Here is a 14,938-nt window from a genome sequence, read left to right on the forward strand (position 1 = left end):
GCGGGCGACCGGGCGAGGGACCTGACCGCGTTGCTGAAGGGGACTTTCACCGCATGTCATGCGGCGAAGGGCGCTTTCCTCGCATGCGATGCGGGGAAAGCGCCCTTCAGCTCTTGGCAGGGGAGCGGGGGTCAGTCGCGTTCGATGAGGTGACCGACGACCTCGGGGCCCGGGTGGGCGTGGCCGGAGCCGTCGCGGCGGACGTCGACCTCGGGCAGTTCCACCGGGTCGCCGTTGCGGGCGGCACCGGCGGGACGCGGGCCGATCCAGCCGACGACCAGCCGCGTCTCGCCCTTGAGGAACCGCTGTGCCCGGACACCGCCGGTCGCGCGGCCCTTGGCCGGGTACTCGCTGAACGGGGTCACCTTCACGCTCGCGCCGGTCGCGGTGACGACCATCGGCTCGCCGTGCTCGGCGTCATCCGTACGGACCGCGCCGAAGAAGACCACTTCCGCCTCGCCGCGCACGGCGATCCCGGCCATACCGCCGCCCTTGAGACCCTGCGGCCGCACCAGCGAAGCTGGGTAACGCAGCAGCGACGCTTCGGACGACAGGAACGCCAGTGTCTCGTTGCCGTCGGTGAGCCAGGTGGCGCCGACGACCTCGTCGCCGTCCTTCAGGCTGATCACGTCGAACTCGTCCGAGCGGACCGGCCATTCCGGCGCGCATACCTTCACCACGCCGAGTTTCGTGCCGAGCGCGAGCCCGGGGGAGCCGGCGGCCTGTTCGCCGAGCGGGGCCAGGCCGATGACGCGCTCACCCTTCTCCAGCGGCACCAGTTCCTTGGCGGCCATTCCGCCACGCAGCGAGACGGTGCCCGCCTGCTCGGGCAGCACCGGCAGCGGCAGCACGTCGGTCTTGAACGCGCGGCCGCGGTTGGTCACCAGCAGCACCTGACCGCGGGCGGTCGAGTGCACGACGGCGGCCACCGAGTCGTGTTTGACGCGGCCGTTGCGGCGCCGCACTTCCGACGCCTCCTCCGATTCCGCCGCCGTCCGCGCGACCAGCCCGGTGGCCGAAAGGATCACCTGGCACGGGTCGTCGGCGACCTCCAGCGGACCGGACGGCTTCGACGCGGCGAGGACCTCCTTGAGGTCGCCGTCGATCAGCGCGGTGCGGCGCTCGGTGGGGTGGTCCTTCGCGATCTTGGCCAGTTCGGCCGAGACGACCTTCTTCAGCACCGACTCGTCGTCGAGGATCTTCGACAGCTCGGCGATCTCCTCGCGCAGCTTGTCCTGCTCCGCCTCGAGTTCGATCCGGTCGTACTTCGTGAGCCGCCGCAGCGGCGTGTCCAGGATGTACGTCGCCTGGATCTCCGAGAGCTTGAACCGCTTCATCAGACCGTCCTTCGCGGCCGCGGCGTTCTCGCTCTCGCGGATCAGCTTGATCACCTTGTCGATGTTGAGCAAGGCGATCAGCAGGCCGTCGACCAGGTGCAGGCGCTCTTCGCGCTTGCGGCGGCGATAGCGCGTGCGGCGGGTGACGACCTCGTAGCGGTGGCTGAGGAAGACCTCCAGCAGCGCCTTGAGCCCCAGCGTCTGCGGCTGCCCGTCCACCAGGACCAGGTTGTTGATGCCGAAGGACTGCTCCAGCGGGGTCAGCCGGTACAGGTCCGCCAGCAGCGCCTGCGGGTTCACGCCGACCTTGCACTCGATGACCAGCCGGGTGCCGTTCTCGCGGTCGGTGAGGTCCTTGACGTCGGCGATCCCGGTGAGCCGCTTGGACTTGTTGACCTCGTCGGTGATCTTCTCGATCACCTTCTCCGGGCCGACGCCGTACGGCAGTTCGGTGACGGTGATCGCCTGGCGGCCGCGGCTGCCCTCCAGCGGACCGGTCTCGGCGCTGGCACGCATGCGCACCACCCCGCGGCCGGTCTCGTAGGCGCGGCGGACCTCGTCCAGCCCCAGCAGCGAACCACCGGTCGGCAGGTCGGGGCCGGGGACGAACTCCATCAGCTTTTCGAGCGTGGCGTTCGGGTGGTTGATCAGCCACCGCGCCGCGCCGATGACCTCGGTCAGGTTGTGCGGGATCATATTGGTCGCCATCCCGACCGCGATCCCGGAAGTGCCGTTGACCAGCAGGTTCGGGAACGCCGCCGGCAGCACCGACGGCTCTTCGAGCGAACCGTCGTAGTTCGGCCGGAAGTCGACGGTGTCCTCGCCGAGTTCGCCGACCAGCAGCATCGCCTCGGGCGAGAGCCGTGCCTCGGTGTACCGCGAGGCGGCCGGCCCGTCGTCGGGTGAGCCGAAGTTGCCGTGCCCGTCGACCAGCGGGACGTTGAGCGAGAAGTCCTGCGCCAGCCGCACCATGGCGTCGTAGATCGCCGTGTCGCCGTGCGGGTGGTACTTGCCCATCACGTCGCCGACCACCCGGGACGACTTCACGTACGCGTGCGTCGGCCGGTAGCCGTTCTCGTTCATCGAGTACATGATCCGGCGGTGCACCGGCTTCAGCCCGTCCCGCGCGTCCGGGAGCGCCCGCGAGTGGATGACCGAGTAGGCGTACTCCAGGTACGAATCCTCGATCTCCGTCTTCAGCGAGTTGTCGAAGACGTTCGCGCCGGGCCGGTCGAACGCGGAGGGATCGACCTTGGTGGTGGTGCCCTTACGGCGTGCCATTGCTCAAAGCTCCTTGAATAGCAACGAAATCAGGCGTCGATGGCTTCGCGGTCGACCCGGTCGGAGGATTCGACCAGCCAGTTGCGGCGCGGTTCGACCTTCTCGCCCATCAACAGTTCGAGCGCGTTCTCCGCGGCTTCGACGTCGTCGAGGGTGATCCGGCGGACCGAGCGGGTGGCCGGGTTCATCGTGGTGTCCCACAGTTCGTCGGCGTCCATCTCGCCGAGACCCTTGAACCGCGGCACCGGCGTGACGATCTGCTTGCCGGCGCGTTCCAGCTCCGCGAACTTGGTCTCCATCTCCTTCTGGGTGAAGGTGAAGTGGGTCTCCGGGTTGCGGCCCTTGGTGACCAGTTTGTGCAGCGGCGGCATCGCGGCGTAGAGCCTGCCGTCCTCGATCACCGGCCGCATGTACTTGGCGAACAACGTGATCAGCAGCGTCCGGATATGCGAACCGTCGACGTCCGCGTCGGCCATCAGGATCACCCGGCCGTAGCGCATCGTCGACAGGTCGAAGGTGCGCCCGCTGCCCGCGCCGAGCACCTGCACGATCGAGGCGATCTCGGCGTTCTTCAGCGTGTCGCCGAGCGAGGCCTTCTGGACGTTGAGGATCTTGCCGCGCAGGGGAAGCAGCGCCTGGTACTCGGAGACCCGCGCCATCCGGGCCGACCCCAGCGCGCTGTCACCCTCGACGAGGAACAGCTCACTGCGGGAGACGCCGGTGGTGCGGCAGTCGACCAGCTTCGGCGGCATGGCCGCGCCTTCGAGCGCGGTCTTGCGGCGGGCCGCGTCCTTCTGCTGCTTCTGGGTGAGCCGGACGCGGGCGGCGTCGACCACCTTCTGCAGGACGACCTTGGCCTCGGACTTGGTCTTGCGCTCTTCGGTCCAGGCGCGGATGTGCTTGTCGACGACGCCCTGGATGACCCGGGTGATCCCGGCGGTGGACAGTTCGTCCTTGGTCTGCGAGGTGAACTGCGGCTCCGGCAGGCGGACGTGCACGACCGCCGTCATCCCTTCCAGCACGTCCTCGACGGTCGGCATGTCCTCCTTGGGCTTCAGCAGCCCGCGGGTTTTGGAAATGGCGTCCTGCAAGGCTTTCAGCACCGCGCGGTCGAAGCCGCGGCGGTGCGTGCCGCCGTGCACGTTGCGGATGGTGTTGGTGAAGCACTCCACCGTGCGTTCGTAACCGGTGCCCCAGCGCAGCGCGACCTCGATCTCCGCGCGACGCTCCACATTGGACTGCATGACGCCGCTGGCGTCGGCGGCGTTCTCCTTGTACGTACCCTCGCCGTTGATGATCAGGGTGCCGCAGACGGGTTTCTCGCTGTCGGGGGCGAGGAAGTCGACCATGTCGGCGAGGCCGTTGGGGAAGTGGAAGGTCTCTTCGCTGATCGAATCGTCGACGGCGGTACGCAGCACGTACGTGACGCCGGGGACGAGGAACGCGGTGTTGCGCATCTTCGCGCGGACGCCTTCGACGTCGAGCGTGGCGCCGGATTCGAAGTAGCGCGAGTCGTACCAGTAGCGGATCGAGGTGCCGGAGCGTTCGCCGCGCTTCATCTTCCCGGTGAGGTTCAGCCCGGACTTGCGGGTGAACTTCGCCTTCGGGCCGGGCCCGTCGAACACGCCGGGGACACCGTGCGCGAACGACATCTGGTGGACCTTGCCGTTCTGCTTCACCGTGACGTCGAAGCGGTGTGACAGCGCGTTCACCGCCGAAGCGCCGACGCCGTGCAGGCCGCCGGAGGTCTTGTAGCCCGAACCGCCGAACTTGCCGCCGGCGTGCAGCCTCGTCAGCACCAGCTCGACACCGGACAAACCGGATTTGGCGTGCGTGCCGGTGGGGATGCCGCGGCCGTCGTCGTCGACCTGGACGCTGCCGTCGGCGTGCAGGGTGACCACGATCTTCGTGGCGTGACCCGCCACACCTTCATCGGTCGAGTTGTCCACGACCTCGGAGAACAGGTGGTTGATACCGCGGCTGTCGGTGGAGCCGATGTACATCCCGGGGCGCTTGCGGACCGCTTCCAGACCCTCGAGATGCGTCAGGTCGTCGGCCCCGTACAGGGTCTCAGCAGTCACTGGGTCTTTCTCCTGGAGTCGTGGCTCGCGAACTTGCTCGTGGAGGTGGCGTTCAACGCGACACCGTACTGGAGGATATCCGCCCCCTCCGACAGCTTCCTCTTCTGAAGCTCCCGGGTGTGGCGGAACCCGCGTCCCGATGGCCGGGTCACGGGTACTTCAAGCCGCTTTCCCGGGGCTTGGATGAGGCGTTATCGTTTCGGGTGTCACACGGTGACGGGGGGAAGAAGGTGGCCGTCGGAGTCGGTCCCACGCGTGTCTCGACCATACGGCGCGTGGTGAGCCTTTGGTATTTCTTGGTGGTCGTCGCGTCGCTCGGGATACTCGCGCCCTTGCCGTTCGTGCACGCCGCGCTGCGGTTGCGCCGCGCGTACCTGTTGCTCTACGTGGTGCTCTACGGCGCCTGGGCCTACGGGTTGATCTATCTGCTCGCGCCCGTGGACCCGGAGAGCGAGCCCGAAACGGTCCCGGCCGTGCTGTGGTTCTTCGGCACGATCGGGCTCATCGCCGTGTCGTGCGTCCACCTCGCCGTGCTGCGGAAGAAGATCCTCTACCCGCCGCGGACGGTGTGGGTGGAATCCGGCATGCACTGCGGGCTGTTCTCGATCGACATCGCCGGCTTCGGCCAGGTCGGGCGCAGCAGCGACATCTTCGTCCAGGTGCGGCGGATGCTCTTCGGCCTGCTGGCCAACGCCTTCGAGGCCAGCGGGATCGGCTGGGACACGTGCCTGAAGCGGGATACCGGCGACGGGATGATCGTCGTCGTCCCGCCGCACTTCCCGAAGTTCCGGCTGCTGCTCCCGCTGCTTTCGCAACTGGCGGCCGAGCTGGCCAAATACAACGTTGTCACCGATCCGGCGTTGCGGATCCGGGTGCGGGTGGCGATCCACGCGGGTGAGGTCACGCTCGACGAGTACGGCGTGACGGGACGGCCGAAGGTGCTGCTCGCCCGGCTGCTCGACTCGCGAGTGCTGCGTGACGCGCTCGCCGAAGCGCCGGAAGAGTGCCCCGTCGTCGTGCTCGTCTCGGACCGGTTCCACGAGGACGTCCAGGACCAGGGCGGACCCGGTCTCGACACGATGAGCTACCGGCAGGTGCTCGTGCACGAGAAGGAGACCGAGGTCCTTGCCTGGCTGCACGTCCCGACGCCGGTGATCAGAGGGCTGCCGTGAGGACCTCCAGCGCGCTGTGCTGACGGGCCGCGTCGATCCGGTCGACCGGACCGGCCCAGTGCAGGCCGTGCTGATCGAGGGAGGTGCGGTTGTTCGCGATCGTCGCGTTCGCTTGGCGCGTCAGGTAAGCGCGGTACGGCCTGCCCGCCAATGTCCGGTCCAGTTCGCCGAGTCCTCTGGCGTACGCGCCCTTGAAGGACGGCCCGTCGGCACCGCAGTCGCCGGACTCGCACGGGTCGCGCAGGATCCCGTTCGCGTGCAGCAGCGACGTCGTGGTGGAGGCATCCGCGAGCCGCCTGGCCGTGGTGAGCAGGGCGGTGTCACCGGTCGCGCGATGCAGTTCGACCAGCGCGCCGAGGACGATGCCCTGGTTGTAACTCCAGACGGCCTGGCCGTTGTTGGCGCAGGAGGAGTTCAGGCCGTCGTTGACCAGAGCGCTGCCGTTGATCATGCCGCTCGCGCGGAACCAGTCCCACACCTCGCGTGCCCGGGCGAGCTGGAGGGTGTCGCCGGGGAGGCGGTTGTGCAGTGACGCGGCCACCTTGACGTACAGCTCGTTGGTGACGGCGTTCTTGTACGTCTTCGCCGTCGACCACCACAGGCCGCCGCCGCAGGTCCCGTCGCGGTAGGAGTACATGTAGTTCGCCGCGATGACGGCGGTGTCGAGGTAGCGGCGGTCCTTCGTCAGGTCGTAGGCGCGGATCCAGGCGAGCGCCCACCAGCCGGTGTCGTCGATGTACTCGTTCGTGAAGTTGTCGCCGCGGTTGCGGTCGAAGGTGTTGCCGATGGCGTAGCGGTAGTTCTGCGAGCCGGTGCGGGTGCTGTAGTCGAGGATCGCGGTGAGCGCGTTCGCCGAGTTCCACCAGCCCGTGGTCTGCCAGAGCCCGGTGCCGTTGTCGTAGAACTGCATGAGCGCGGTGGCGGCGGCTTCGGCGCGGGTGTTCGCGGCGACCGTGGTGCGGAACCACGGTGTGCAGGCGATTTCCGGCCGGTCGCCCGCCTTCCCGCAGGCGCGCAGGGCACCGAAGCGGTGGCCGGCGGGATCGTCGACGTTGAACATCAGCGTCCGCCAGCCGCGCTGTCCGGACGGGATCTTCGTGTCGCCGATCCGGCTGTCGTTCGCCCACGTGCGGCCGCCGTCGAAGGACCGGTCGAGCCAGACCTCGTCGCCGGGGCCGCCGTTTTCGATGCTGCCCCAGCCCATGTCGTCGCCGTCGGACAGGTGGAGCACGATGCCGCGGCTCCAGACGGACGCCGTCGCGGGTCTTCTGTCGCCGACGGCCAGCGCGGGATCGCGGGCGTCGCAGTACTTGGCGCAGATCGTCGCCGAGAGGGTGGGTTCGGGAGTGGTGGTGGCCGGGGTGAGAGCGAATGTCAACGTTGTCACAAGCAGGGAGGTGATCCACATGGCTTCGAGTGTGAGGGCGGCCACTTCCGGAGCCGATCAAGTCACTCGTTCAGTCCGCGCCGAAGGTCTGGACCAGTGGGTCGACGGCGGGGAATATATCTTCCACGCGTAAGGTTGAACGCTCAAGCAAAGATGATCCGGTGATCGAGGGAGCAGGTCATGCAGTTCGGAATCTTCACGGTGGGCGATGTGACGACCGACCCGACCACCGGGGAGGCGCCCAGCGAGCACGAGCGCATCAAGGCGATGGTGCGGATCGCGCTCAAGGCCGAAGAGGTCGGCCTCGACGTCTTCGCCACCGGCGAGCACCACAACCCGCCCTTCGTGCCGTCTTCGCCGACGACGATGCTCGGGCATATCGCCGCCCAGACGTCGAAACTCATCCTTTCCACGTCGACGACGCTGATCACCACGAACGACCCGGTGAAGATCGCCGAGGACTTCGCGATGCTGCAGCACCTCGCCGACGGCCGGGTCGACCTGATGATGGGGCGCGGCAACACCGGACCGGTGTACCCGTGGTTCGGGCAGGACATCCGGCAGGGCATCCCGCTGGCGATCGAGAACTACCACCTGTTGCACCGGTTGTGGCGCGAGGACGTGGTCAGCTGGTCCGGCAAGTTCCGGACGCCGCTGCAGGAGTTCACCTCGACCCCGCGGCCGCTCGACGGCGTCCCGCCGTTCGTCTGGCACGGTTCGATCCGCAGCCCGGAGATCGCGGAACAGGCCGCCTACTACGGCGACGGGTTCTTCGCGAACCACATCTTCTGGCCGAAGGAGCACTTCCAGGCGTTGATCAACCTGTATCGCGAGCGGTACGAGCACTACGGGCACGGCAAGGCGGACCAGGCGATCGTCGGCCTCGGCGGTCAGGTCTTCCTGCGGCCGAAGTCGCAGGACGCGGTGCGGGAGTTCCGGCCGTACTTCGACAACGCGCCGGTGTACGGGCATGGGCCGTCGCTGGAGGAGTTCACCGAGCAGACGCCGCTGACCGTCGGCAGCCCGCAAGAGGTGATCGACAAGACGCTGACCTTCCGCGAGCACTTCGGCGACTACCAGCGTCAGCTGTTCCTGGTGGACCACGCCGGGCTGCCGCTGAAGACGGTGCTGGAGCAGCTCGACCTGCTGGGGGAACACGTGATCCCGGTGCTGCGCAAGGAACTCGACTCACTTCGTCCTTCTCACGTGCCTGAGGCGCCTACGCACGCTTCGCTGAAGGCGGCTCTTTCGGAGGTGACCGCATGACGACGATCGCGGTGGTGACGGCGGGGTTGAGCCGGCCGTCGTCGACGAGGCTGCTCGCGGACAAACTCGCCGCGGCCACCCGTTCGGTGCTGCCGGACGCGGGGATCGAGGTGATCGAACTGCGCGACCTGGCGCTCGACGTCACGAAGAACATGCTGACCGGGTTTCCTTCGCCTGCCCTGCGCGCGGCCATCGACACGGTGACCGCCGCGGACGGCCTGATCGCCGTCACGCCGGTGTTCACCGCGTCGTACAGCGGACTGTTCAAGTCGTTCTTCGACGTGCTGGATCCGAAGGCGCTCGACGGGAAGCCGGTGCTGATCGGCGCCACCGGCGGGACCGAACGGCACTCGCTGGTACTCGACTTCGCGCTGCGTCCGCTCTTCGCCTATCTACGCGCCGAGCCTGTCGCGACGGCGGTGTACGCCGCTTCGTCGGACTGGGCGTCTCCGGGCGATCTCGACAAGCGGGCTTCGCGGGCCGGGCGGGAGTTCGCCGCGCGGTTGTCGGACGCGCCCGCGGTGGCCGAGACCAGCGGATTCGTGCCTTTCGAGCAGCTGCTGGGCGCGGGGGAGTGAGCAAGGGACCTTTGCTCTCGTGAGATGGGCGTCGGCGCTGCTCGAGTAGGCGGCGGGTCACCTCGCTCGTGAGTGGTAATGAGGGTTAGAACCGTCATTACCACTCACGAGGCGGAGCGGGGTGGCGAGGTTCAGGGGGCCGGCCAGATCGGCCGGATCTCGATCGTCGCGACCTTCGTGACCGGGTGCTTCGACGCGACCTCGATGGCCTCGTCGAGGTCGGCGCATTCGATCAGGTCGTAGCCGAGAATCTGCTCCTTCGTCTCCGCGAACGGCCCGTCCGACACGAGCAGTTCGCCGTCGCGGCGGCGAACCGTGGTCGCGGTGGCGGTCGACCGCAGCCTGTTGCCGGAGAGCCGCACCCCGCGAGCGGTCATCTCCTCGACCCACGCCTTCGTCTCGTCCAGTGGGTCGTCGCAGCCGTCCGCGCCGGAAACCGGGGTCCCGCAGATCAGCAACATGTAGCGCATCAGTCCTCCATCACGAGTGCTTTTCCGGGGCGCAGCGCCGAAAGGGCGATCGCCAGCCCCAACGCCGCGAAGCAGGCGGCGACCGCGAATCCCGCGCGGAAGCCGCCGGTCACGGCTTCCGAGGACGTCGCGGTGCCGGTGACGGCCGCCGATACGGCCGAGACTACCGAGACGCCGAGCGCGCCGCCGAGTTGGAAGGCGGCGGTGGTGATACCGGACGCGAGCCCGGTGTCCCCGGCGTCGACACCGCCCAGCGCGGCCATCGGCGCGGCGACCGTGGCCGCGCCTAGCCCGAGCCCGAAGGCGGCGAGGCCGGGCAGCAGATCCGTCAGATAGGCACCGTCCGGTGAGACACCGGTCAGCGTCAGGCAACCGGCGCCCAGCAGCACCGTGCCCGCGGCCGCCAGCCCCCGGACGCCGATCTTCGGGATCAGCGCCTGCCCGCCATAGGCTCCGACTACCGCCATCACCGGCAGCACCGCGGTCGCGACGCCGAACAGCAATGGCGAATAGCCGAGCACCTCTTGGGCGTAGCGCGAAATCAGGAACGAGACACCGAACGCGCCCATCGCGCTGGTGAGCATCACCAGGTTCCCGCCGGTGAGCATCCGTGACGAGAAGATCCGCAGCGGGACCAGCGGCGCGCCGCGCCGGGAGGCGTCACGGCTCTCCTCCAGCAGCGCGGGCGTGGCCACGAGCAGGATCAGCGCCACCGGGATGTTCAGGAAGAACACCCATTCCCAGCCGAACGCCCGGGTCACCGTGCCGCCGATGAGCAGCGCCGCCGTGGCACCGAAGCCGCCGACCCCGGACCACGCGGCGAGCGCCTTGGTGCGCTCGCCGTCGTCGGTGAACGTCGTCATCACCAGCGACAACGCGCTCGGCGCCATCAACGCGGCCGAAACGCCCTGCAGGACGCGGGCGGCGATCAGCACGTCGTCGCTCCAGGCCAGCCCGCACAGCAGCGAGGAGAGCAGGAACAGCGCCGTGCCCGCCGAGAACGTCCGGCGGCGGCCGAGCAGGTCCGCGGCGCGGCCGCCCGGCAGGAGCAGAAGTCCGAAGCTCAGCAGGTACGCGCTGAGGACCCAATGCGTCCCGCCGCCGGCGAAACCGAGGTCCCGCTCGATCGACGGCACCGCGAGCACGACGATCTGCGAGTCCAGGATGACCATGAAGTTGGCCGTGCAGAGCAGGGCCAGCGCTCGCCATCGGCGCGGGTCGGGATGCATGCGGTCCTCCGTCCTTGGTGGGTGGTTCACCACCCCGACGAACGGCTTCGCGGGAAACAGACAGGTCCGGGGAAAAGTTTTCGAACCGGCCGTCACCCGGGCAGGACCAGCGCGTTCGCGGCGCGCCCGGCACAATCGGGGGCAGGAACGACGGCGAGGAGAAAACGGTGGGTATCGGAAAACCCGTGAAGCAGGTGCTGATCCTGATCGCGGGCGTCATTCTCCTGCTGGTCGGCATCGCGCTGCTGGTGCTGCCCGGGCCGGGGCTGCTGCTCGTGCTCGCGGGGCTGCTCGTGCTGGCGTCGGAGTTCCCGGTAGTGGAGAAGTACGTCGACCCCATCCGCGACAGGGCGATGAAGGCGGCCGAAGACAGCGTTTCGTCGCCGCTGCGCATCGCCGGTTCGGTGCTGGCCGGGCTGGGCCTGCTGGCCGCAGGGGTCGTGTGGTGGCTGGTGCCCGGTCTGCCGCTCGGCGGCTGGAGCACCGGATCGAGCCTGATCCTGTCCGGGATCATCCTGTTCGCGCTGCTGATCTGGAGCTACAAGCGGGTGCAGGACCGGCGGGCGGCGAAGGCCGAATAACAGCCGGGTGGTCTGGTACCGTGCGGCGCGTGGCCCCCGAATTCCTTCGCGCCCGGCGGCCGGAGCAGGTGGCGGCCCGGCGCACGGCGATTCTCGGGGTGGCGCGCGAACTCCTGGCCGAGCGGCCCGTTTCCCAGATCAGCCTGCGGGAACTGAGTGATCGTGTCGGCCTGGCGAAGTCGAACGTGCTCCGGTACTTCGACAGCCGCGAGGCGATCTTCCTGGAAGTCCTCGACTCGACCTGGGTCGCGTGGCTTGACGAACTTGAAGGGGAGTTAGGCGCTCCTCGCGACGCGAAGCCTGGTTACGAGCGCGAAGTGCGCGTCGCGACCGTGATCGCGACGTCGATCTCGCGGCAGCGTCTGCTGTGCGAGCTGATCAGCACGATGGCCGCCGTGCTCGAACGCAACATCTCCGTGGAGACCGCCCGGACGTTCAAGACCAGGGCGGCCGAACGGACCGGACGGCTCGCGGACGTCGTCCGCGGCCAGCTCCCGTTGGACGCCGACGCGGCCGGACACTTCGCGAAGGCCGTCTTCATCCTCGTCGCCGGTCTGTGGCCCTACGCGAACCCGGGCGAGGCAGTGGCGACCGTCCTGGCCGAACGGGGTGCGCCCGCCGGTCGCGAGATGTTCGTCGACGGGTTGACCGAAGGACTGGCGAACCAGCTGGTCGGGCTGACTGTTCGCGCAGGTCAGAGCCCTCGGCGATAGCAAAGGTCCCTTGCTCCCTTCCCGGGCGCGCCCCGGCGGCCGACCCTGCCTAAGGTGAGGCGGGGACCCACTTTGCACAAGGAGCGATCATGAGCCCAGGCGGCACTCTCACCCTCGGCGATCTCACGGTGAGCCGGATGGGCTACGGCGCCATGCGGCTGTCGGGCCCCGGTATCTGGGGACCCCCGAGTGACCGCGAAACCGCCATCGCCGTCCTTCGCGAGGCGGTCGAACTGGGCGTGACCCACATCGACACCAGCGACTTCTACGGCCCGCACACGGTCAACGAGCTGATCCGCGAGGCGCTGCACCCCTACCCGGAGAACCTGCACATCGTCACGAAGGTCGGCGCGAAGCGGACTCCGGACAAAGGCTGGCCTTCAGCGCTTTCGCGTGAGGAGCTGACCTCCGCGGTCCACGACAACCTGCGCAACCTCGGCGTCGACGTGCTCGACGTCGTCAACCTGCGGCTCGCGGGCGCGCACGGTGAATTCCCGATCCCGGTTTCGATCACCGAGCCGTTCGAGGTGCTCGCCGAGCTTCAGCAGCAGGGGCTGATCCGACACCTCGGCCTCAGCCACGTCTCGGCGGAGCAGGTCAAGGAAGCGCGCGCCATCGCGCCGGTCGTCTGCGTGCAGAACGAGTACAACGTCGCGCAGCGCGCCAACGACGGCCTGCTCGACGCCCTCGCGGCCATCAGCGTCCCGTTCGTGCCGTACTTCCCGCTCGGCGGGTTCACGCCTCTGCAGTCCGGCGTGCTCGACGACTGCGCCCGCCGCGTCGACGCGACTCCGATGCAGGTCGCGCTCGCGTGGCTGCTCCAGCGGTCGCCGAACATCCTGCTGATCCCGGGTACGTCCTCGCTGCAACACCTCCGCGAGAACATCGCCGCCGCGGACCTGGAACTGCCCAAGGACGTCATCGCGGACCTCGACGCCCTCGCCTGATCCCCGCGTGAAGGCCCCCTTTCCTCGGCTGAGTCGAGGGAAGGGGGCCTTCACGTGTATTCAGAGGACATCCCGGCGCCGCAGCAGCCAGCCGCCGAGGGCGGCGAAGGCCACCAGATATCCGGCCACCACCAGCGTCGCCTGGGGGATGCCGACGAGTTCCCCGACCCCCGGCGTCGCACCCGAGGCGCCGAGCGACGCGGCCAGCGAACCGGCGTTGGCCCCGGGAAGGGCCAGCTGGAGCGTGTCGACCCAGTCCAGTAGCGGGGCCGCGACGCCGAACAGCAGGTTCTGGACGACGAGCAGCCACACCAGGCCGAGCCCGATCGGCAGCGCCACCCCGCGCATCGCGATGGCGAGCGCCGCGCCGAGCACCGCCCAGGTCATCGCGATCAGCCAGCCCGCCCCGATCCCGGTCACCAGCGAGCCGGGCGACGGCCAGTCCATCGGCTCGCCTTCCGAGGAGGCGATGAGCGCGCTCGTGATCGTGCCGGTCGCGAAGCTCGTCAGCACGACGGTGAGGGTCGCGACGGCCAGTGCGAACAACTTTCCACTGTAGACGGTCAGTCGTGAAGGACCCTGTGTCAGCACGGTCTTCCAGGTGCCCCAGCCGTATTCGGTGCCGACGGCCAGCACGCCGAGTACGAGCAGGATCGCGCCGAGGAACACCGGGAGCCCGCCGATCGAGTTGCCGACGAGGTTCGACGGCAGGGTCGCGGCCAGCCCGCGATCCGTGCCCGGGGCGCCGCTCGACGAGCCGGCCGCGCCCGCGAGTGGCAGCAGATAGGTGAACGTGAGGCCGAGGACGACCGCGATCCCCAGCAGGAACCAGTTCGCCGGACGCCGGACGAGCTTCGCCAGTTCGGCCGTGCAGCTACCCCACATGATCCGCCACCTCTCCGGTGAGCTCGAAGAACACCTGTTCCAGATCCCGTTCGCGGACCCGCAGTTCGCGCACCGCGATCCCTTCCGTGACGAGTTCGCGGTTCAGCCACGACGCGCGATCCGGGTCGACGGTCAGGTCGAGCCCGGTCCCGCTCGCGGCCACGTTCTCCCCGCCGATCCAGCGCTTCGCCAGCTCGGCGGCCCGCGTGACCTCGTCCACCTCGACGTGCAGCACCGTGCCGCCGCGGAGTTCGGCCACCGTGTTCTCCGCGACCAGCCTGCCGTGCGAGACGACGCCGACGCGATCGCAGATCTGCTGGACCTCGCCCAGCAGATGACTCGACAGCAGCACGGTGCAGCCCTCCGCGCCGAGCCGCCGGATCAGCACGCGCATGTCGGCCATCCCCGCCGGGTCGAGCCCGTTGGTCGGCTCGTCGAGGATCAGCAGCCGGGGATCCTTCAGCAGCGCCGCCGCGACACCGAGTCGCTGCTTCATACCGAGCGAATAGGTCGAATACCGGTCTTTGCCGCGATCGGCCAGATCGACCAGCGCGAGTACTTCGCCGACGCGGAGCGGATCCGTTCCGCTGTACCGGGCCAGCACCTTCAGATTGTCCGAACCGGACAGATACGGGTAGAAACCCGGCGATTCGATCAGCGCTCCGACCCCGTCTAGTTCGCCGGGCGGCCTGCCGAACAGCCGAACCTCGCCGGAGGTCGGCCGTACGAGACCCAGCAACATCCGCAATGTGGTCGTCTTGCCGGCGCCGTTCGGGCCGAGGAAGCCGTAGATCTCACCGGGAAGCACGGTCAGGTTCATCCGGTCGACGGCGAGATGCTCGCCGTACCGTTTCGTGAGTTCGTCTGTGTCCACGGGAATGGTCATGGTGACGAATGGTGTCCGCCGCGAGGCGTCGGCACATCCGTTCCCAAGCGGCACTTCGCGTACGTCAGCGGACGTAGCCGATGGCCGGAATCCTGTGATATCTGTCGAAAACACCGGTACCGGGC

General features: G+C 68.5%; 13 protein-coding genes. 6 read left to right on the top strand and 7 right to left on the bottom strand.

The features are described from left to right. Positions 1 to 131: 131 nt before the first annotated feature. Both L324_RS15190 and L324_RS15195 read right to left on the bottom strand, forming a co-directional pair. Complete coding sequence (locus L324_RS15190; RefSeq protein WP_037307741.1) at positions 132 to 2,618, bottom strand: DNA gyrase/topoisomerase IV subunit A; 2,487 nt, start codon at positions 2,616 to 2,618, stop codon at positions 132 to 134. Between the two features lie 29 nt (positions 2,619 to 2,647). Further along, positions 2,648 to 4,699, bottom strand: a complete 2,052-nt coding sequence (locus tag L324_RS15195; protein ID WP_037307744.1) for a DNA gyrase/topoisomerase IV subunit B — start codon at positions 4,697 to 4,699, stop codon at positions 2,648 to 2,650. 275 nt (positions 4,700 to 4,974) lie between these two features. Between L324_RS15195 and L324_RS15200 the strand changes: the two genes are divergently transcribed. Beyond that, positions 4,975 to 5,871, top strand: a complete 897-nt coding sequence (locus L324_RS15200) for a hypothetical protein (protein WP_235783540.1) — start codon at positions 4,975 to 4,977, stop codon at positions 5,869 to 5,871. Here L324_RS15200 and L324_RS15205 read toward each other — a convergent pair. Beyond that, complete coding sequence (locus tag L324_RS15205; RefSeq protein WP_037308091.1) at positions 5,855 to 7,279, bottom strand: glycoside hydrolase family 76 protein; 1,425 nt, start codon at positions 7,277 to 7,279, stop codon at positions 5,855 to 5,857. The genes L324_RS15200 and L324_RS15205 overlap by 17 nt on opposite strands. Before the next feature lie 159 nt (positions 7,280 to 7,438). Between L324_RS15205 and L324_RS15210 the strand changes: the two genes are divergently transcribed. Further along, positions 7,439 to 8,524 carry an LLM class flavin-dependent oxidoreductase gene (locus L324_RS15210; RefSeq protein ID WP_037307748.1) on the top strand — a complete coding sequence of 362 codons (1,086 nt, stop codon included), beginning with the start codon at positions 7,439 to 7,441 and terminating at the stop codon, positions 8,522 to 8,524. After that, on the top strand, positions 8,521 to 9,102 hold the full coding sequence (locus L324_RS15215; RefSeq protein ID WP_037307750.1) for an FMN reductase: 582 nt from the start codon (positions 8,521 to 8,523) through the stop codon (positions 9,100 to 9,102). The genes L324_RS15210 and L324_RS15215 overlap by 4 nt, the downstream gene beginning before the upstream one ends. 131 nt (positions 9,103 to 9,233) lie before the next feature. Here L324_RS15215 and L324_RS15220 read toward each other — a convergent pair whose 3' ends face one another. Continuing rightward, positions 9,234 to 9,572, bottom strand: coding sequence for a YciI family protein (locus tag L324_RS15220; RefSeq protein WP_037307752.1), 339 nt, complete (start codon positions 9,570 to 9,572; stop codon positions 9,234 to 9,236). Then, a complete protein-coding gene (locus tag L324_RS15225) occupies positions 9,572 to 10,801 on the bottom strand; it encodes an MFS transporter (protein WP_037307755.1) in 1,230 nt (409 codons plus the stop codon). Before L324_RS15225 ends, L324_RS15220 begins: the two co-directional genes overlap by 1 nt. Positions 10,802 to 10,968: 167 nt before the next feature. Here L324_RS15225 and L324_RS15230 point away from each other — a divergent pair, with 167 nt between their 5' ends. The 3 genes from L324_RS15230 to L324_RS15240 all read left to right on the top strand — a co-directional run bounded on the left by L324_RS15230 (position 10,969) and on the right by L324_RS15240 (position 13,042). Further along, a complete protein-coding gene (locus tag L324_RS15230) occupies positions 10,969 to 11,382 on the top strand; it encodes a PGPGW domain-containing protein (RefSeq protein ID WP_037307758.1) in 414 nt (137 codons plus the stop codon). 29 nt (positions 11,383 to 11,411) lie between these two features. Further along, positions 11,412 to 12,095, top strand: a complete 684-nt coding sequence (locus L324_RS15235) for a TetR/AcrR family transcriptional regulator (RefSeq protein ID WP_037307761.1) — start codon at positions 11,412 to 11,414, stop codon at positions 12,093 to 12,095. An 89-nt stretch (positions 12,096 to 12,184) separates the two neighbouring features. Continuing rightward, positions 12,185 to 13,042 (top strand): oxidoreductase, encoded by an 858-nt coding sequence (locus L324_RS15240; RefSeq protein WP_037307763.1) that lies wholly within the window; start codon positions 12,185 to 12,187, stop codon positions 13,040 to 13,042. Positions 13,043 to 13,102: 60 nt separating this feature from the next. Here L324_RS15240 and L324_RS15245 read toward each other — a convergent pair whose 3' ends face one another. Together L324_RS15245 and L324_RS15250 are read right to left on the bottom strand one after the other, a co-directional pair. Continuing rightward, complete coding sequence (locus tag L324_RS15245) at positions 13,103 to 13,927, bottom strand: ABC transporter permease (protein WP_037307765.1); 825 nt, start codon at positions 13,925 to 13,927, stop codon at positions 13,103 to 13,105. After that, entirely contained in the window at positions 13,917 to 14,813 is an 897-nt protein-coding gene (locus tag L324_RS15250) for an ABC transporter ATP-binding protein (protein ID WP_037307767.1), read from the bottom strand. The genes L324_RS15245 and L324_RS15250 overlap by 11 nt, the downstream gene beginning before the upstream one ends. Positions 14,814 to 14,938: the final 125 nt, after the last annotated feature.

Origin of the sequence: Amycolatopsis orientalis DSM 40040 = KCTC 9412, assembly GCF_000478275.1 — a bacterium.
GTDB classification, from domain to species: Bacteria; Actinomycetota; Actinomycetes; order Mycobacteriales; family Pseudonocardiaceae; genus Amycolatopsis; species Amycolatopsis orientalis.